The sequence below is a fragment of the Mesorhizobium kamtschaticum genome, from assembly GCF_056174585.1.
In genome coordinates, this window is sequence record NZ_CM149691.1 from 5,305,452 (window position 1) to 5,323,193 (window position 17,742).

Below are 17,742 nucleotides of genomic sequence, written 5' to 3' on the forward strand. Positions count from 1 at the left end.
GATACATCGCGACCGGTCCGGAGTGTAGCGCAGCCCGGTAGCGCACTTGACTGGGGGTCAAGGGGTCGTCGGTTCGAATCCGGCCACTCCGACCATTTTGAAGCAGGACTTGCCCCCGAAGTCCCCGAGCGAGATCGGCCGATCTTCGAATCGCCCCTTCCCTTGTCGTGCTGGTTTCAGCTCTGGATCGCACCCAGCCTCTAACCCTGGCACACATCCACCCACTCAGCACCGGTAAGCTCAGCTATCCTCTGCGGTGCAATCCGTACCGCCGCATTGGTGGCTCCAGCAGCAGGCACCACCTCGTTGAATTCGCGCAGCGACACGTCGCAATAGACCGGCAGCGGCGACGGCAGGCCGAAGGGGCAGACGCCGCCGACCGGATGGCTGGTGGCGGCGACAACTTCGTCCGCGTCCAGCATGCGCGGCTTGCCGCCGAACTGGTCCTTGAACTTGCGGTTGTCCAGCCTGGCGATGCCGCTGGTCACAACCAGCATGGTGCGGTCGCCGACGCGCAGGCAGATGGTCTTGGCGATCTGCGCCGGCAGGACGCCATGCGCTTCCGCCGCCAGCGTGACCGTCGCCGAACTTGCTTGCGTGACGATGACCTCGATATCGGGCGCATGAGCGGCGAAGAAGGCACGAACAGAGTCCAGGCTCATATCAGAAAACCCACGATTCAAAGCCGATGCACGGCGACGCGATTGGCGCAGATTTGGATGCCGCAGGTATAAACACGCGCGATCTGTAAATCGGCAAGCCCGACCTGCTTGGGAACGCCATGGCATCAACAAGAAACCCGCCAAGCGGGCCTTGGCGGGTTCTCTTGCATGCCTGGTGCTGGTCTATGCCAGGGGTCGGCCTTGTGCGGCCGGCGTCGGCGCGGCGGGCGCCATGAGAGTGTCCTGAGGCATGCGAAGCGCGGACGCAATACGACGCAGCTTCGACGGATCGGCCGCCCGGCCGTTCTCGATATCCTCAATCTCGCCGACCGAGAGGCCGCAGGTCAAAGAAAGCTCTTCCACGCTGTATCCGCGGGTTTCCCGCATTGCTCTGAGGCTGCTGTAATCGTGCCCGATCTCACTGGCTAACGGTTCGGAGAGGGCATGGCTTTTTGCATTGTTGGGCATTGGCAACTCCGGTGGCTGAAAGCGTTTTGATCAAAAAAGGAGTGTTGCCTGAGACGAGCAGGAACATGCCCGCTCGCCAGCGATTTGCCAAGAGCCAAAGGCCGTCACGCTATCGTGAACCGGGGGCCCGCGAGGCGGTCTCACGCATGCCATCAAGTTCTTTTGAACACCCGGCACCTTTTTGCCCGGAGGTTTCAGCCCACCTGTTCGTTGTTCTGATGCGCTGGGGTGAAAACCATCCGGTTCCAGCCAGCCCGTTCCCAGAAGGATCTCTGCAATGAACTTCAAGACATTCATGGTCGTGCTCGGCACGGTCTCCAGCCTTTCCGTTGCCGCCGTGGGCGGCGCCCAGGCGGCGGACGCGCTGCGCGTGCGCGGCACGGTGGTCAGTTTCGAGCCATCGCTGCTCACCGTTAAAACCCGCCAGGGCGATACCTCCGCGATCAAACTCAACACCGGCTGGAAGATCTCCGGCGTTGCCAGCGCCTCCGAAAAGGACATCAAGCAGGGCGATTTCCTTGGCATCGCTTCCGTCTCGAAGGCGGATGGCGGCAGTGGCGCGGTGGAAGTAGTGGTCTTTCCCGCGGCCATGAAGGGCACCGGCGAGGGCGATCGTCCGTGGGACCTGCAGCCGAACAGCCGCATGACCAACGGCACCGTGGCCGACGTCACCGACATAGATGGGCGAACAGTGACCCTGACCTACGACAACGGCCAGACCAAGAAGATTTCGATATCCGACAGCACGCCTGTCGTGACCTTCGCCCCGGCCACGCCGACCGATCTCAAGCCAGGCGCTACGGTCTTCGTTACCGCCCAGCACGAGGCTGACGGGACGCTGAGTTCCAGCCGCGTCGTGGTGGGAAACAATGGCGTGGTTCCGCCGATGTAGCCAAAACAGGCGGCAAGAGCCGGCTTTTCGGCCCTCGCAAAGATGTGACGGGAAGCCGGCTGCCTTAGAAACAGTCCAGAAACAAAATTCTACAATCGGGAAATACTGACGAAAAAAATCGGGAGCGTAATCCAGTGCGCGGCAGTCGGGCTATCGATCCGATCTACATCTGCCTGCGAAAGAAGGAAACGATCCATGAAAAAGTCCCTCCTCTCGGCCCTCGGGCTTGCAGCTGCAGTTGCTTTCACGGTGCCGGCTATCGGCGTGACGAGCGCGGATGCGGCCCCGATGGCGAAGCATCATCATCATCGCCACCACCATCATCATCGCCACCATCACTGGCACCACCATCATCATCACCACCACATGAAGACGATGAAGAAGGCCTAAGCATACCGACTGCCAACGAGAAGACCGGCCCTGGCTTCTTGTTCAGGGCTGGTCTTCTCATGGTCATGCAATGCCAAGCCCGACATGGACCGGGCCTGTTGAATTTCGCCTGACGACTGCTGGCCCAGGATTTTCGGCGCCAATCCCGGTACCGCGACGACCCGATACCGCGAGGGCAGGCGAAATCTTTCACGCAGGGCCAAATCGCGATACTCAAGGAGATGTTGCCGACCGGTACGCTGCACCGGACCCAAGCTTTTGCGAACAGGGCCAGGTATCCCCGATGACGGCCAAGGCCGATATCTCCCGGACAGACCGCATTGTCCTGTCGGTCGCACGATTGTGGCTCACGCTTCGCCATCCTGCCCTTGTGATGCGATTTTTCGTGAAACTGGGCTATCTGCCCAATCCGGCCGTGCCGGTGCGCTACCATGAGCTTCTGCTCTGGCGAAAGATCCTCGATCGCAACCCGCTGTTCGTGACGCTGACCGACAAGCTCGCGGCCAAGGCCCATATCCGCGACGCCTGTCCCGGGATCGCCGTGCCAAAGACGCTCTGGTCAGGGCGCGACCCTGCCGACATTCCTCGCGACCTGCTTGCCGGCAAGGTCATCGTCAAGACAAACCACGGCTGCGCGATGAACATATTCGTTGCCAATGGCGCCCCCAATCACGGCCTCATCGTCGCCAAGACGAGGCACTGGCTGAGAAAACGCTACGGTCGCCGCAATGGCGAATGGGCCTATTGGCCTGTCGCTCCCACCGTCTTCGTGGAAGAGCGGCTGGCGCTCTCCGGCGCAAGGATCGCAACCGACATCAAAGTGCATGTCTGCGGCGGCGTGGTAACGCATGCCTGGGTCGAGGATAAGGAAGCCGGGCGCTCGCTGCTTTTGGACCGGGACGCCAATCCATTGCCGGGGCGCGATCCGGACTATCCCCGCGAGGATCAGGCGGTGCCCGTCAATACACGGCTTCTCGACTATGTCCGTCAGGCGATATCGATCGCGCCAACCATCGCCGGCAACCTCGACTACATCCGCATCGACTTCCTGGTCACCGACCATCGTCTCTACGCCGGCGAGATCGTCGTCTATCCCGGCGCCGGCTATGGCACCACCACCAATCCAGCGTTCACCGGTGAAATCGAGCGGCTCTGGAGGCTCGACCAATCCGCCTTCCTGCGCCGCTCCCATAAAGGGGCTGTGCGCCTCTATGCCGATGCGCTCCGCGCCAGATGCCGGAGCGGATCGCAACCCGCATAAACTGAAAATGGCGACCGCGCCCGAACGGCGAGCCGCCATTTTCTTTCCTATCCCTTGTACCGACGTCGCCGTCAGCGCCGGCTGAACAGCAGGCTGGCGACCAGGCCGAGCACCACAAGGCCGATGGCGGCCGCCGCCGCCGGGTGATCACGGGCCGATTTCTCCATCACCCTGCCCTGCTTGCGGATCGCCGGCATCGCGTCCCGCAGACGTCCGGCAAGATCGGAATATGTGTCGAGAGCGGCATCGCGGCCGTCTTCATAGTAAGCGCCACCCCGCTTCGACACGGCCTTGCGCAACGCCGCGAGTTCCCTCGAGAGGGCCGCGACCTGCTTTTCGAGGTCGATGTCCGAAAGGGTCGAAAATGTTGCCATCATACGTTTCCTTGTCTTGCCGCAGGAAAGTCTTGCAGAAGGAAACGTAACGCCTCACCCCAAGTCGGGTTCCGGTCTCGCGGCTCCAAAGCGCTTCGCGCGGCGGTCAGCGCACCTGGTCAAGCAGGCGCTTGCATTCCAAGAGGTCGAACAGCGCCTCCTGCAGCAGCGCGCGATTGTCGCGCGAGAGTTTCGACGCGTCCGGCTGAACCGGACCTTCCTCGTCGCTCTTGCCCAGGCCGAAAAAGCGGCGGCTGGGCTTGACCCTTGGCTGGCCAACCAACTCATCATCGCCGCCGCGCGGCTGAGCCGCCGGCGTCAGCGGCACCTGATCGGCCTGCTTTCGCTGCGAAATCGCCTCAACGGCGGCCATGTCGCCATTGCCGATGGCGACGAGGAAATGATTGCCGTTTTCGCGCAGCAGCTTCTGCACGCCCTTGATGGTGTAGCCCTGGTCGTAGAGCATGTGGCGGATGCCCTTGATCAGCTCGACATCCTGCGGCCGGTAGTAGCGACGGCCGCCGCCGCGCTTCATCGGCTTGATCTGGTTGAAGCGCGTTTCCCAGAAGCGCAGCACATGCTGCGGCAGGTCGAGATCTTCAGCGACCTCGCTGATGGTGCGGAAGGCGTCAGGGCTCTTGTCCATGGGCGAAATCCTCACGCTGGAGCGTGATCCGGAACGGTCTTCAGACGAGATCAGGCTCAACGAAGGAGATAGTCATTCCGTTTGTGCCGAATGGATCATACGCCGAACACCAATCCGGCCATGCTGCCGAATCGGGCCTTATTTCAGCGGTTTGTGAAGCAATATTCAAGCCCGGCGTCATGGCGGGGGCGGTTTTCAACCGTACAATGGAGGCTATTTGCCGCCCTTGGCCTTGCTGTTCTGGTGGGAACGCAAGATGCGGTTCTTCAACACGTTCGACGATTTGAAGGTCATCACCCGCCGCGGCAGGATCGGCACCTCTTCACCGGTCTTGGGATTGCGCCCGATGCGCTCGTTCTTGGAGCGGACATGGAATGTCGCGAAGGACGACAGCTTGACCGTCTCGCCACGCACGATGGCCTCGCAGATTTCGTCCAGCACCGCTTCGACGAGTTCGGCGGATTCAGTGCGCGACAGACCGACCTTTCGGTAGACGGCCTCCGCTAGGTCGGCACGCGTAAGTGTCTTTCCCCCCATGCGACCGTCCCATCAGTTCAAACATAAAATCGGCACAACAACGATAGAGCCTAAGTAATTGATCCGGCAAGGTCAAGGACCGAAACTGGACCGTTCGGCAGTTACCAGCGAACCAGAACGGCGCCCCAGGTGAAGCCGCCGCCCATCGCTTCCAGGAGGACGAGGTCGCCCTTCTTGATGCGGCCGTCGGCGACGGCCACCGACAGCGCCAGCGGCACGGAAGCAGCCGAGGTGTTACCGTGCAAATCGACCGTAACCACCACCTTTTGTTCTGCAATCCCGAGCTTCTTGGCCGAAGCGTCAATAATTCGTTTATTGGCCTGGTGCGGCACGAACCAGTCGAGATCGTCGGCTGATATGCCGGCGGCCGAGAAGGTCGCCTCGATGACGTCGGTGATCATGCCGACCGCGTGCTTGAAGACTTCGCGGCCTTCCATCCTGAGGTGGCCGACGGTTCCTGTCGTGGATGGTCCGCCGTCGACAAAAAGCTTGTCCTTGTGCGCACCATCCGAGCGCAGGCTGGCGGCCAGAACGCCGTGATCGGCAATCGTGCCAGCCCCCTCGCCTGCTTCCAGGATCAGTGCGCCGGCGCCGTCGCCGAACAGCACGCAGGTCGAGCGGTCGCTCCAGTCGAGGATGCGCGAGAATGTTTCCGAGCCGATCACCAGCACGCGTTTTGCCAGGCCGCCACGGATGTAGAGATCGGCTGTCGTCACCGCATAGACGAAGCCCGAGCACACCGCCTGCATGTCGAAGGCAAAGCCGTGATGCATGCCGAGGCGGTTCTGGATCTCAACCGCGGTGGCCGGGAATGTGTTGTTGGGGGTCGACGTCGCCAGCACGATCAGGTCGATATCGTCAGGAGTGAGCCCGGCATTGGCAAGGGCGGCGCGGGCCGCGGCCTCGCCCAGAGAAGCCGTCGTCTCGTCGTCGGCCGCGATATGACGCTGGCGGATGCCGGTGCGCTGGGCGATCCACTCGTCCGAGGTCTCGACCATGCCTTCGAAATCGGCATTCTTCATAATGCGGCGGGGCAGCGCGGCACCCGTGCCGCGCACGACTGATCTGATCAAAGTTGTTTCCTATTCCTTCGCGTCGGTACCGTCGGATTTCCGGGATGACAGGGCATGCGGGTTGCGCGCATGAAACAGGTCCAGGTCGGCCTCGATGCGGTCGAGCAGATTGTTGCGCACCATGTCGTAGCCGAGCTCGATCGCCGCGGCGAAACCGTCCGAATCAGCACCGCCGTGGCTTTTGACGACGATGCCGTTCAGCCCCAGGAACACGCCGCCATTGGAGCGGCCGACATCCATCTTTTCGCGCAGGCGATCGAAGGCGCCCTTGGCGAAGACATAGCCGATCTTGGCCATCAAGGTGCGGCTCATCGCGGCGCGCAGATACCCCGCGATCTGGCGCGCGGTGCCTTCGGCCGTCTTCAGCGCGATGTTGCCGGCGAAGCCTTCCGTCACCACCACGTCGACCGTGCCCTTGCCGATATCGTCGCCTTCGACGAAACCATGATAGTTCATCGAGGCCATATTGGCCTCGCGCAGCATGCGTCCCGCTTCCTTGACCTCTTCCTGGCCCTTGATCTCTTCGACGCCGACATTGAGCAGGCCGACGGTGGGCCGGGCGATGCCGAAGACGGAGCGCGCCATGCCGGTGCCGAGAATAGCAAAATCAATGAGCTGGTGCGCATCGGCGCCAATGGTGGCGCCGACGTCCAGAACCACGCTTTCGCCGCGCAAAGTCGGCCACAATGCCGCGATCGCCGGGCGATCGATGGTGGCCATGGTGCGCAGGCAGAATTTCGACATCGCCATCAGTGCGCCGGTGTTGCCGGCGGAGATGCAGGCGTCCGCGGCGCCCGACTTGACCGCTTCGACAGCCTTCCACATCGAGGACTTCCAGCGGCCATGGCGCAGCGCCTGGCTCGGCTTGTCGTCCATCCTGACCGAGATCTCACAGTGGAAGAATTCGCTCACCTCGGCCAGTTTGGGAAACTTGGCCAGTTCGGGACGCACGATATCCTCACGCCCATAGATGACGAAGCGGATGTCGGGACGGCGGGTGGCGACCGTCATGAGCGCCGGAATGACCACGGCTGGTCCGTGATCGCCGCCCATGGCATCGATGGAAATCCTGATCACGCGGTATTCATCTCACGGGTTAGGCGGCAGGTCGCTTTAGTGGTCGCGAAGGTTCGGCGAAAATAGCGGTTTTGGCTTTTCACACAACCGACTTTTCCATCGCGGGCGAGGTTTTCAGGATTTTCCCAGCAAGGATCGCAGTTTTTGCTGAAATTCATTCTCCGCCGCTTCGGTCTCGCCTCCGGCATCGAGCGACGCGCCCGACTTGCGCGGATAGGGGTCGATCGCCAGTCCGAAGAACTGTTCGGCAAGCGCCCCGACATCGATGATGTCACCGGAGAATGTTTCGGGACTGTCAGGGCCATCCGCGTCTAGCAGGATCTCGCCGCCGCCGTCGAACCCCTGCCGTCCAAGCTTGGAATCCTCGGGCAGCAGCAACGCCTCGAATGGCTCGTCGATATGCGCAGCGACGGGATCGAGCGTGACGATGCAGGCCTGCGTGATATCGGCCTGGACACGGCCGCTGACCTTGACGCCATTGCGTTTCCAGGAGGCCACAAGGAGTTCCGCGCGGTAGGCTTCGACCGATAGCAACCCGTGTTCCTCGGCGAGCGCCGCCCGCTGGGCGGCGTCGGCCTCGATCACCAAGGGCAGGCCCTTCTGCGGCAGCCGGGCGACATTCGCGAAAAAGCCAACCGGGCTCTGCGGATCAGCATGTTTCATCAAGCACCTCCCTTGGCGAGCGGAAACGCCGCCTTGCCGGAAACGATTGATTCGGACGGCTGCGCGGCCAGCTGCCGGCAGGCATCGGCGACATAGTCGGCCAATTGCGGCGCCTCCGGCCATGCGCCGGAATCGGGCCGGACATTGCGGGCCAGAGCCGCGGTCAGCCCGTCGCGATCGTTTCTTTCAAGCGCATCATCATAGGCGGCGGTGCGGCCATAAAACATCTTCGCCAGTTTCTTCATACGCTTGGGCACGCCGACGTCACCAATGCCCAGCTCCCGCAGCGAATGGTCGACGTCGAGGAAGAACTCGTCGATCAGCACCTGGGCGATCTCCTGCGCCACACCGTCCTCGCCACGCAAGCGATGCTGGAACAGGAACATATGCAGCGAAAGCATCTCGAAACGGCCGAGCGGCGTGTCCGGCACATTCCAGTGGGAATAAAATACACTCTGCCGCGCCGCCGCCACGATTTGTGCGTAAAGCGCGTCCGTGATGGCGCGGTTGGCGTGGCGTTCGCGACCAAAAAGGCGCTGGAACATGGGGATGGTCTCCGGGGACCGTTTGTTGAATTGGCCTTGTTGCATCGGCAAGCAAGCTGGTTTACCGGTTTTGCGGCCCAGCGCAAGTTGCGGCGATATAATGGAGAATTGTTGTTGCGCGCGCTGAATTTCAAGTCGACCTTCTCGTCCAGGCCCGCCGGCGCGATCTCGCTGCTGCTCGTCATATCGGCGCTCTCGGCATGTCATACCAACAAGATGTTCGGTGACCTCAGTCCGAGCGAGACGCTCACGCAAGGGTATGTCTACGACCAGCAGGCCGTCGATTCGGTGCCCGTCGGCTCCAGCCGCGAGCAGGTGCTTCTGGCGCTTGGCACGCCGTCGACCACCGCGACTTTCGACAATGAGGCGTTTTATTACATCTCGCAAACGCGCAAGCGTTATGTCGCCTTCGCTAAGCCCAGGCTCGTCGACCAGAAGGTGCTCGCGGTCTATTTCGGCGCCGATGGCCGCGTCACCCAGATCGCCAATTACGGCTTGAAGGACGGCAAGATTTTCGACTTCATCTCGCGCACCACGCCGACTGGCGGCAAGGACCAGAACTTCCTCAGCCAGATCATCAACGGCGCCAGCAAGCTGGCGCCCGGCATCCCGGCGGCGGCACTCCCTGATCATCAGACCCTGCTTCCCCACGGGGAAAGCGGCAGATCTCAGGCGACCGAAAACCCGTGGGAGCGATCTCACGGGTTTTTGTTTGGCCAAGGCAGGCCCGGCTTGTCAGCAATGGGGCAAGCCCGTATCAAATCCCCGGGCTTTGGGGTTTTGAAAATGAGCAGTGGCGAACGTGTAGCACCGGACGGCTGGATGGCCACGGGAGCACCCGACCGGCAGACTGTGACACCTGATTGGCTTGCCATCGATCCTCCGGCAATCGACGGCGTCAGGATCAAGGAAATCAGGCCGGTCGCGACGTCCAACGGCTATCTCACCGAGGTTTTCCGGGACGAGTGGGAGCTCGACCAATTGCCCGTCGGCCAGGTTTTCTAGCGCACGATGTATCCGGGTGCGGTGACTGGCTGGCACGCACACAAGGTGACGCAGGATCGGCTTTTCTGCTGTGTCGGCAGTGTGCGCCTATCGCTCTATGACGGCCGAAAGGCTTCGCCCAGCTTCGGCACGGTCTGGCACAAGATCATCGGCGCCTTGCGACCGGCGATCATCATCATCCCGCCCGGCGTATGGCATGGCGTGACGGCGCTGGGGCCGGAGATCGCGATACTGCTCAATCTCGTCGACAAGGCCTATGCGTACGACGCACCGGACCATTGGCGCCTGCCGCCGGACACGGATCAGATCCCCTATAGACTGGTGTAGTGTGGAACGATCCGGCCAGTCCGATGCAACCGGGCAGAACACGCCGCTCGTCTCGGTGGTGATTGCAACCCACAACCGTCCCGCCGCCTTGCGACAGGCGCTGCGCAGCGTGCTGGGCCAGACCCTGCAGGACTTCGAAATTCTGGTGATCGGCGATACCTGTCGTCCCGACACGGCGGCTCTCATCGCCGAATTTGCCGATCCGCGCATCGTCTACATCAACCTGCCGGTCAATTTCGGCGAGCAATCCGGCCAGGGCACGCGGCCGATTCGTCGCCTTGCTCAACCATGACGATCTCTGGTTTCCAGACCATCTCGCGGCGATGACCGGCTGGATCGATGCGACCGGCGCCGACATCATCATTGCTCGCGGCGCCATCATCGAGCCTACGCGGATGAAAGGCGACCCTCTCAAGACCTCAATCTACGGGATGGGCAAAAGCGGGTTTTACGATCCCGTCATCACAGCCGGATACGGGTCGGCACAGATGGCCAGGCGGGCATCGCTGGGCTGGCTCGGGCCTTGGCGCCCTGCCAGCGAGTGCCTCTGCGAAAGTTCGCAGGACTGGCTCTTCCGGGCCTGGCGAAAGGGGGCCGTGATCGCCACCCTGCCACACCTAACGGTGCTCAGTATCTTCTCCGGCCAGCGCAGTTGCAGCTACGTCGAAGACACGGCGGTGGAACAGGAAGACCTTATCGACGCCATGCGAATGCCGAACGACCTGCGCATCAAGGTTCTTGCCGCGGCCACGGCCCCTCGCCCCTTGAAGAAATCCAGCTATCTGAAACGCAGGCTTTGGGCCGCATGCGGCATCCATCCGAGATCCGTCGAGTTTCGCCGCAAATACGGACGTGATTCCTATGTGCCCAGCCTGAGAAAGGTGCGCGGCCTGCCGCCCATGCCTGAACGGGAACCAGGGTTGGACGATTTGCTGGCCCGCTACCGCAAGCTTGCCGAGAGCGATGGAGCCAAGCCGAACGGTGGCTGAAGCACCGTGTCTGATTTGAGCCAAACAAAAACCCGCGGGGATCGCTCCCCGCGGGTTTTGATCTAGCTGCCAGGCTCCGTTCAGCCGTGCGCGAGCACGGCCAGCAGCAGGAGCGCCACGATGTTGGTGATCTTGATCGCCGGGTTGACCGCCGGACCGGCGGTGTCCTTGTAGGGATCGCCCACCGTATCGCCGGTCACCGAAGCCTTGTGCGCCTCGGAGCCCTTCAGGTGCTTGACGCCGTCCTTGTCGACGAAACCGTCCTCGAACGACTTTTTCGCGTTGTCCCAGGCGCCGCCGCCCGAGGTCATCGAGATGGCGACGAACAGGCCGTTGACGATGACGCCGAGCAACGAGGCGCCGAGGGCCGCGAAGCCTGACGCCTTCGACCCCGAGATCAACAGCACGCCGAAATAGACGACGAGCGGCGCCAGCACCGGCAACAGCGACGGGATGATCATTTCCCGGATCGCTGCCTTGGTCAGAAGGTCGACCGCACGCGCATAGTTCGGCTTGGAGGTGCCGGCCATGATGCCCGGATCCTCGCGGAACTGCTTGCGCACCTCCTCGACGATGGCGCCCGCCGCGCGGCCGACGGCCGTCATGGCGATGCCACCGAACAGATACGGGATCAGCCCGCCGAAGATCAGGCCGGCGACGACGTAGGGGTTGGAGAGATCGAAGGAGATCTCGCCCATGCCCTGGAAGTAAGGATATTTGTCGCCATTGGCGGCAAAGAACTTCAGGTCGTTCGAGTAGGCGGCGAACAACACCAACGCGCCGAGACCGGCCGAGCCGATGGCATAGCCCTTGGTCACCGCCTTGGTGGTGTTGCCGACCGCGTCGAGCGCGTCGGTGGAGTGGCGCACTTCCTTGGGCAGGCCGGCCATTTCGGCAATGCCGCCGGCATTGTCGGTGACAGGGCCGAAGGCGTCGAGCGCGACGATCATGCCGGCAAGGCCGAGCATGGTGGTGACCGCGATCGCCGTGCCGAACAGGCCGGCGAGCTGGTAGGTCGAGATGATGCCGCCGACGATGACGATGGCCGGCAGTGCCGTCGATTCCAGCGAAACCGCGAGGCCCTGGATGACGTTGGTGCCGTGGCCGGTCACCGAGGCCTGGGCGATCGAGTTGACCGGACGCTTTCCGGTGCCGGTGTAGTACTCGGTGATCACCACGATGAGGCCGGTCACCACGAGGCCGATGAGGCCGCAGACGAACAGGTTCTTGCCGGTGATGATCATGCCGGCAACGGTGCCAACCTCACCCCAGCCGACCGTAGCGGAGGTGGCGACGCCGAGGCCGACGATCGACAGCAGGCCGGTCACGATCAGGCCCTTGTAGAGCGCGCCCATGATCGAGCCGTTCGAGCCTAGCTTGACGAAGAAGGTGCCGACGATCGAGGTCAGGATGCAGGCGCCGCAGATGGCGAGCGGATACAGCATCGCAGTCTGCAGAACCGCGGTACCGCCGAAGAAGATGGCGGCAAGCACCATGGTGGCGACGACCGTCACCGCATAGGTCTCGAACAGGTCGGCGGCCATGCCGGCGCAGTCGCCGACATTGTCGCCGACATTGTCGGCGATGGTGGCCGGGTTGCGCGGGTCGTCTTCCGGGATGCCGGCTTCGACCTTGCCGACCAGATCGCCGCCGACGTCGGCGCCCTTGGTGAAGATGCCGCCGCCGAGACGGGCGAAGATCGAGATCAGCGAGGCGCCGAAGCCGAGCGAGACCAGCGAGTCGATGACGATGCGGTCATTGGGCTGCAGGCCCATCGGGCCGGTCAGGATGAGGTAGTAGATCGAGACGCCGAGCAGCGCCAGGCCAGCCACCAGCATGCCGGTGATAGCGCCCGACTTGAAGGCGATGTCGAGACCGGCGGCGAGGCTGTTGGATGCCGCCTGTGCCGTGCGCACATTGGCCCGCACCGAAACATGCATGCCGATGAAGCCGGCAGCGCCGGACAGGACGGCGCCGATCAGGAAGCCGATCGCGGCGGTGATGGAAAGCAGCCACCAGGCGAGCACGAGCACGACCACACCAACGATGGCGATGGTGGTGTACTGGCGCGCCAGATAGGCTTGCGCGCCTTCGCGGATGGCGGCAGAGATTTCCTGCATGCGTGCATTGCCCTGATCGGCCGCGAGAACCGAACGTGTCGCCCAGATGGCGTAAAGGACAGAAAGCAAGCCGCAGGCGATGACGGCGTAAAGTATGGTCATTGCCGAATTTTCCTCGATTGCTGGCCCAAAAGAACCCCTCCCTGGGCCGTTGAGACAAAGACCGGAATCCGCGCACGGAATCCACCTCTTCGCATCGGTGTATGCGAAACAGGGCTCGGAACGTCAAGATATTGTTCGGTTTTTGCCCGGCTTTCGCCCAAAAGACATGGACCGCGCTGCGGCGACCCGCACCGTCCTCCAATTAGATCGATTGAAATAGAGCGCCGTTTGCGAGCATCATGCTTTGCAGTCACCTGTCGGCTGCCTATCCTCCAGATCAGACATGAGTTGATTGTCAAAGCTCAGGCAATTCCTCCCAAGCGGAACAGGCTTACGTCCTGGTCGCGATGCCTATCAAAAACAGGGCGCGGCCACGTCGTAATCCCAAGACATTGTAGCAGGCGATGGCAGGTGATCCCCCGATACTTCCCTTACCCCCGTCGCCGAGAGAACGATTGCGCATTCTTGCCAGCAAGGCAGAGGCGGAACTGAGAGGGCGACTGTTGCCGTTCTGGGCCGCGCTGGAGGATCGGAGGAACGGCGGCTATTTTTCGCTTGTTGCCGCCACAGGTGAAATCGACCGCGACGCGCCACGCGCGACCGTCTTCGTCGCGCGTCTGCTGTGGACGCTTTCGGCACTCGACGGAGTGGCCGGAAATGCCGAGACACGGCGCCAAGCCGAACACACCAGCCAGTTCCTTCTGACGAGATCGGCCGACAAATGGTTCGGCGGCTTCTTCTGGTCCGTCACTGCGGCAGGGGGCAGATACGAGCCGGACAAGCACCTTTATGCGCAGGCTTTTGCGATCTTCGGCCTTGCCGCTTACGCCAATGCAAGCGGTGACCCAGCTGCGCTGCGTCAGGCGCTTGCTGCTTTCCGCCTCGCTCAGGCGAAGATGCTGGCCGTGGGTGGCGAATCCTTCAACCGATACTGGCGGCCGACGAAAAACCGTCGCATGGCAGAGAACCCGATGACAGGTCTGCGCAGTATGAATGCGCATCTGCACTTACTGGAGGCGCTGACAGAGCTTCTCACGACATCACAGGCAGAAGACGTGCGTGACGCGCTGGAAGCCTTGCTGCGCCTTTTCCTCACGCACTTCATCGCGCCGGAAGGCACGTATAGTTGGCCGACAATCGACACCTCGCTGCGGCCTGTCGGTAAAACAATATCTTATGGGCATGACATCGAGGCGAGTTGGCTGCTCGATGCTGCTGCCGACGCGCTCGGCGCCCGGGAACTTGCCGATGCGACCAGGCTTGCCGCCTCCCGCCTGTGTCGCGGTGCCTTGGCAGGCATCATGGAGGACGGATCGCTTGCCAACAGCGGCGAGGCGCAAGGGGTGACCGACCGAAGCCGCATCTGGTGGGTGCAGGCAGAGGCAATGACAGGGTTACTGAACGAATATGCCCGTTCCGGCGACCTGACAATGCTCGACCGTGCCGAAGCCCTGTGGCGATACATCGAGGCACATATCTTGGACCGGGATGGAGGCGAGTGGTTCTGGCGCGTCGCGCCTGACGGCAAGCCGGACCGCAGCCTCCCGCGGGTCGCCGCCTGGAAGGAGCCCTATCATCAGGCCCGGGCATGCCTGCAGATGATGGAACACGCCGCCCGCGTCGCGGAGGCCGGTTCTGGATGAGGTCAGGTTTGTCTTCACCCAGAACCCGAGGCGGGCTGGCCAAGCGGAAGGCATCGCAGCTCAAACAGACAAATTCGTTACTCCGCCTCGCGTCCCATCCGCCGCGCGGCATAGCGCTCGACCGCCGACAGCCCGTCATAGATCAGCACGGCAAGGGCCGCCACGATCAGGCCGCCCTGCAGGATGAAGGCGAGATTGTTGGACAGCAGGCCGGCGATGATCACCTCGCCCAGCGTCTTGGCAGCCACGGTCGAGCCGATGGTCGCGGTGGCCAGGCTGATCACCACCGAGAGCCTGATGCCGCCAAGGATGATCGGTGCGCTGAGCGGCAACTCGACCTTGGTGAGCCTTTGCCAGCCGGTCATGCCGGCGCCGCGCGCCGCCTCGACGACATTGGCCGGCAGCGTCGTCAGGCCGGTCAGCGCGTTTTCGAAGATCGGCAGCAGGCCATAGAGAAACAGCGCGACCAGCGTCGGCTTCTCACCGAAGCCGACAGCCGGCACCGCGAGCGCCAGCACCGCCACCGGCGGAAAGGTCTGGCCGATATTGACCAGGCTGCGCGACAGCGGCAGGAATTCGGCACCGGCTGGCCTGGTGACAAGGATGGCCAGAGCCACGGCAACGATGGTCGCGGCGACGGTGGCGATCAGCACGATGCGCAGATGCAGCAGCGTCAGCGTCAGCAGGCTGCCCTGATTGTAGATCGCAGGCGCGTTGTTTTCGGTCAATGGCTTGAGCAGCGGCTCGAACCAGCCGGGATTGGTGACGAAAGCCACGAGCAACACCACCAGCGCAAGCCTGAGCAGCAAAGGCAGCCAGGCTTTCATGCCGGCCTCGCCGCGCGCTTGACCAGCCCGTCCACCGTGACGCGGCCGAGCGGCTTGCCGTCGGCGTCTTTTACCGGCAGTGCCGGCCGGCCCGACCACAACAGCTCGGCCAACGCGTCGCGCTGGCTGGCTTCGCCGGGAATCGCCTCGCCCTCGGCGGTGCCTTTCTCGACCGCGTCGCGAACACGTCCTAGCGACAGCAGCCGGAACGGCCTTTCGCTGGCCCCGACCAAGGTCTCGACGAAGCTGCTGGCCGGGTTTGCCAGGATCTCGGCGGGTTTAGCGTATTGCACGAGTTTGCCGGCGTCCATCACCGCGATCTTGTCGCCCATATGCACGGCCTCTTCCATGTCGTGGGTGACAAGGATGATGGTGGTGCCGAAGCGCTTCTGGATCGCCAGCAGATCTTCCTGCGCCTTGGTGCGGATGATCGGGTCGAGCGCGCCGAACGGCTCGTCCATCAGCAGCACATTGGGTTCGGCGGCGAGCGCGCGGGCGACGCCGACGCGCTGTTGCTGGCCGCCGGACAGTTCGTGCGGGTAGCGCGGCCCGTAAGCCTGCGGATCGAGCTGGTAGAGCGTCATCAACTCGTTGACGCGGGCCTTGATGCGGTCCTTGTCCCAGCCAAGCAGCACCGGCACGGTGGCGATGTTCTGCGCCACTGTTCGATGCGGAAACAGGCCATGGCCCTGGATGGCATAGCCGATGCTGCGGCGCAGTTCGTAGCCGGGCACCGAACGATTGTCGGCGCCGTCGAGCTTGATGATGCCAGCGGTCGGCTCGACCAGCCGGTTGATCATCCGCAGCAGCGTCGTCTTGCCGGAGCCGGAGGTGCCGACGATGACGCAAACCGTGCGTGGCTCGATGACCATCGAGACGTTGTCGACCACCGTTGTCGCGTCATAGCGCTTGGTAATGCCTTCGATCTCGATCATGCCGTTTCAACCCTGCGCTTGGTGGCGGTCATTTCGATCACTGCGTCGAGGATGATGGCGGCGGCAAAGGCCAGCGCCACGGTCGGCACGGCGCCGAGCAGCACCAGATCCATCGCCGTCTGGCCAACGCCCTGGAACACGAACACGCCGAAGCCGCCGCCGCCGATGAGGGCGGCGATGGTGGCAAGGCCGATATTCTGCACCAGGACGATGCGGATGCCGGTGAGAATTACCGGAAAGGCCAGTGGGAACTCGACGCCGAACAGGCGCTGGCGGTCGGTCATGCCCATGCCGCGCGCCGCGTCATTGGCCGCACGCGGCACACCGGCGAGCCCGACGACGGTGTTGGCCACCACCGGCAGCAGCGAATAGAGGAACAACGCGACGAAGGCGGGTGCGGTGCCAATGCCGCGAATGCCGAGCGCGGCGGCTCCGGGCACATGCGTGGCGACCCAGCCGAGGGGCGCGATCAGCAGGCCAAACAGCGCGATCGAAGGAATGGTCTGGATGATGTTGAGCACGTTGAGCACGCCAGCCCGCAGCCTTTCGACGCGATGGCACAGGATGCCGAGCGGCAGGCCGACAATGACCGCCGCAAGCAGCGAACCGAGCGCCAGCGTCACATGCTTGGAGCCTTCGGCCCAGAAATTGTCGGCGCGGTTGGCGTATTCCTTGAGGATGGAAAGGTCATTCCAGGCTCCCGACACCAAAAGCAGGCCAATGGCCAACGCCGCGACGACAAGCACGCCAACGCGCGCCAAGGGCGACAGGTTCAGCCTTGTCAGCACGTCTGCCGACAGAATCGTGAAGGCAAAAATCAGTATCCAAAAGCCGGAAGCGGGGGACACTCTGGCGAAGGTGTTGCCGGCTGGCGTGAGAAATGCGCCGGCGGCGCCGATCAACAGCGCCAGCGCGACAAGCGTCACCACGCTGGCGGCAAGGCGCAGCACGAGCGGCGTCCTGAACAGCGCTATGAGCGCTGCGGCGACGATGATGGCGAGCAGCAATGCTCCTGTCGTAGCCGGCAACGCTTCGAGAATCGAGCGCGCTTGGCCAGGAACGATACGGTTGGCGCGGAACGTGGCGAAGGGGGCGAGGAACGCCGCATAGGCCGCGATCGCGGCGATAACCACGCCGAGCTTGTCGAAGCGGATATTCACGCCCTCCCCCGTTGGTCGTTCCGGCGCGCCACGCGAGCGGCGCGCC

20 protein-coding genes, 1 tRNA gene and 1 pseudogene are annotated in these 17,742 nt (G+C 63.0%); 9 read left to right on the forward strand and 13 right to left on the reverse strand.

The genetic code is table 11. From position 1 onward, the window contains the following. Nucleotides 1-18 precede the first annotated feature (18 nt). Nucleotides 19-95, forward strand: a tRNA-Pro gene (locus tag AC0V7N_RS26470). 105 nt (nucleotides 96-200) lie between these two features. Here AC0V7N_RS26470 and AC0V7N_RS26475 read toward each other — a convergent pair. Beyond that, nucleotides 201-662: a YbaK/EbsC family protein gene (locus AC0V7N_RS26475; protein ID WP_496627373.1), complete on the reverse strand. Its 462-nt coding sequence runs from the start codon at nucleotides 660-662 to the stop codon at nucleotides 201-203. A gap of 183 nt (nucleotides 663-845) precedes the next feature. Next, nucleotides 846-1,130, reverse strand: a complete 285-nt coding sequence (locus tag AC0V7N_RS26480) for a helix-turn-helix domain-containing protein (protein ID WP_475451184.1) — start codon at nucleotides 1,128-1,130, stop codon at nucleotides 846-848. 277 nt (nucleotides 1,131-1,407) lie between these two features. On the opposite strand from AC0V7N_RS26480, the gene AC0V7N_RS26485 reads away from it, so the two are divergent. From AC0V7N_RS26485 to AC0V7N_RS26495, 3 genes are all read left to right on the forward strand, one after another. Continuing rightward, the gene (locus AC0V7N_RS26485; protein ID WP_475451185.1) at nucleotides 1,408-2,022 is read left to right on the forward strand and encodes a hypothetical protein; all 615 of its coding nucleotides are present in this window, start codon (nucleotides 1,408-1,410) and stop codon (nucleotides 2,020-2,022) included. A 195-nt stretch (nucleotides 2,023-2,217) separates the two neighbouring features. Continuing rightward, nucleotides 2,218-2,412: a hypothetical protein gene (locus tag AC0V7N_RS26490; protein WP_475451186.1), complete on the forward strand. Its 195-nt coding sequence runs from the start codon at nucleotides 2,218-2,220 to the stop codon at nucleotides 2,410-2,412. Nucleotides 2,413-2,695: 283 nt separating this feature from the next. Beyond that, nucleotides 2,696-3,673, forward strand: a complete 978-nt coding sequence (locus AC0V7N_RS26495) for an ATP-grasp fold amidoligase family protein (RefSeq protein WP_475451187.1) — start codon at nucleotides 2,696-2,698, stop codon at nucleotides 3,671-3,673. Nucleotides 3,674-3,744: 71 nt separating this feature from the next. Here the strand turns inward: AC0V7N_RS26495 and AC0V7N_RS26500 are convergent, their stop codons facing one another. From AC0V7N_RS26500 to AC0V7N_RS26530, 7 genes are all read right to left on the reverse strand, one after another. Continuing rightward, the gene (locus tag AC0V7N_RS26500) at nucleotides 3,745-4,047 is read right to left on the reverse strand and encodes a hypothetical protein (RefSeq protein ID WP_475451188.1); all 303 of its coding nucleotides are present in this window, start codon (nucleotides 4,045-4,047) and stop codon (nucleotides 3,745-3,747) included. 106 nt (nucleotides 4,048-4,153) lie between these two features. Next, the gene (locus AC0V7N_RS26505) at nucleotides 4,154-4,693 is read right to left on the reverse strand and encodes a MerR family transcriptional regulator (protein WP_027042329.1); all 540 of its coding nucleotides are present in this window, start codon (nucleotides 4,691-4,693) and stop codon (nucleotides 4,154-4,156) included. A gap of 213 nt (nucleotides 4,694-4,906) precedes the next feature. After that, nucleotides 4,907-5,230: an integration host factor subunit alpha gene (locus AC0V7N_RS26510; protein ID WP_010915609.1), complete on the reverse strand. Its 324-nt coding sequence runs from the start codon at nucleotides 5,228-5,230 to the stop codon at nucleotides 4,907-4,909. 101 nt (nucleotides 5,231-5,331) lie between these two features. Continuing rightward, nucleotides 5,332-6,303: a beta-ketoacyl-ACP synthase III gene (locus AC0V7N_RS26515; protein ID WP_475451189.1), complete on the reverse strand. Its 972-nt coding sequence runs from the start codon at nucleotides 6,301-6,303 to the stop codon at nucleotides 5,332-5,334. A gap of 9 nt (nucleotides 6,304-6,312) precedes the next feature. Then, a complete protein-coding gene (plsX, locus tag AC0V7N_RS26520; RefSeq protein WP_475451190.1) occupies nucleotides 6,313-7,380 on the reverse strand; it encodes a phosphate acyltransferase PlsX in 1,068 nt (355 codons plus the stop codon). Between the two features lie 114 nt (nucleotides 7,381-7,494). Beyond that, the gene (locus tag AC0V7N_RS26525) at nucleotides 7,495-8,043 is read right to left on the reverse strand and encodes a YceD family protein (RefSeq protein ID WP_475451191.1); all 549 of its coding nucleotides are present in this window, start codon (nucleotides 8,041-8,043) and stop codon (nucleotides 7,495-7,497) included. Further along, nucleotides 8,043-8,588, reverse strand: coding sequence for a ubiquinol-cytochrome C chaperone family protein (locus AC0V7N_RS26530; RefSeq protein WP_475451192.1), 546 nt, complete (start codon nucleotides 8,586-8,588; stop codon nucleotides 8,043-8,045). The genes AC0V7N_RS26525 and AC0V7N_RS26530 overlap by 1 nt, the downstream gene beginning before the upstream one ends. Nucleotides 8,589-8,702: 114 nt before the next feature. On the opposite strand from AC0V7N_RS26530, the pseudogene AC0V7N_RS26535 reads away from it, so the two are divergent. The 4 genes and pseudogenes from AC0V7N_RS26535 to AC0V7N_RS26550 form a co-directional block, all read left to right on the forward strand. After that, a pseudogene (locus AC0V7N_RS26535) lies at nucleotides 8,703-9,209 on the forward strand (outer membrane protein assembly factor BamE); the annotation flags it as partial. Nucleotides 9,210-9,614: 405 nt separating this feature from the next. Next, the gene (locus AC0V7N_RS26540; protein ID WP_496627374.1) at nucleotides 9,615-9,920 is read left to right on the forward strand and encodes a dTDP-4-dehydrorhamnose 3,5-epimerase family protein; all 306 of its coding nucleotides are present in this window, start codon (nucleotides 9,615-9,617) and stop codon (nucleotides 9,918-9,920) included. A gap of 1 nt (nucleotide 9,921) precedes the next feature. Continuing rightward, nucleotides 9,922-10,212 carry a glycosyltransferase family 2 protein gene (locus AC0V7N_RS26545; RefSeq protein WP_475451196.1) on the forward strand — a complete coding sequence of 97 codons (291 nt, stop codon included), beginning with the start codon at nucleotides 9,922-9,924 and terminating at the stop codon, nucleotides 10,210-10,212. A gap of 31 nt (nucleotides 10,213-10,243) precedes the next feature. Continuing rightward, nucleotides 10,244-10,909: a hypothetical protein gene (locus tag AC0V7N_RS26550; RefSeq protein ID WP_496627375.1), complete on the forward strand. Its 666-nt coding sequence runs from the start codon at nucleotides 10,244-10,246 to the stop codon at nucleotides 10,907-10,909. Nucleotides 10,910-10,989: 80 nt separating this feature from the next. Here the strand turns inward: AC0V7N_RS26550 and AC0V7N_RS26555 are convergent, their stop codons facing one another. After that, the gene (locus AC0V7N_RS26555; RefSeq protein ID WP_475451198.1) at nucleotides 10,990-13,131 is read right to left on the reverse strand and encodes a sodium-translocating pyrophosphatase; all 2,142 of its coding nucleotides are present in this window, start codon (nucleotides 13,129-13,131) and stop codon (nucleotides 10,990-10,992) included. A 455-nt stretch (nucleotides 13,132-13,586) separates the two neighbouring features. Between AC0V7N_RS26555 and AC0V7N_RS26560 the strand changes: the two genes are divergently transcribed. Beyond that, nucleotides 13,587-14,774 carry an AGE family epimerase/isomerase gene (locus AC0V7N_RS26560; RefSeq protein WP_496627376.1) on the forward strand — a complete coding sequence of 396 codons (1,188 nt, stop codon included), beginning with the start codon at nucleotides 13,587-13,589 and terminating at the stop codon, nucleotides 14,772-14,774. Between the two features lie 77 nt (nucleotides 14,775-14,851). Here the strand turns inward: AC0V7N_RS26560 and AC0V7N_RS26565 are convergent, their stop codons facing one another. Genes AC0V7N_RS26565 through AC0V7N_RS26575 form a run of 3 tightly spaced genes read right to left on the reverse strand, consistent with a single transcriptional unit; the run spans nucleotide 14,852 to nucleotide 17,696 of the window. After that, a complete protein-coding gene (locus AC0V7N_RS26565; RefSeq protein WP_475451200.1) occupies nucleotides 14,852-15,601 on the reverse strand; it encodes an ABC transporter permease in 750 nt (249 codons plus the stop codon). After that, nucleotides 15,598-16,536, reverse strand: coding sequence for an ABC transporter ATP-binding protein (locus AC0V7N_RS26570; RefSeq protein ID WP_475451201.1), 939 nt, complete (start codon nucleotides 16,534-16,536; stop codon nucleotides 15,598-15,600). The genes AC0V7N_RS26565 and AC0V7N_RS26570 overlap by 4 nt, the downstream gene beginning before the upstream one ends. Next, complete coding sequence (locus AC0V7N_RS26575) at nucleotides 16,533-17,696, reverse strand: ABC transporter permease subunit (protein ID WP_496627377.1); 1,164 nt, start codon at nucleotides 17,694-17,696, stop codon at nucleotides 16,533-16,535. Before AC0V7N_RS26575 ends, AC0V7N_RS26570 begins: the two co-directional genes overlap by 4 nt. Nucleotides 17,697-17,742 lie beyond the last annotated feature (46 nt).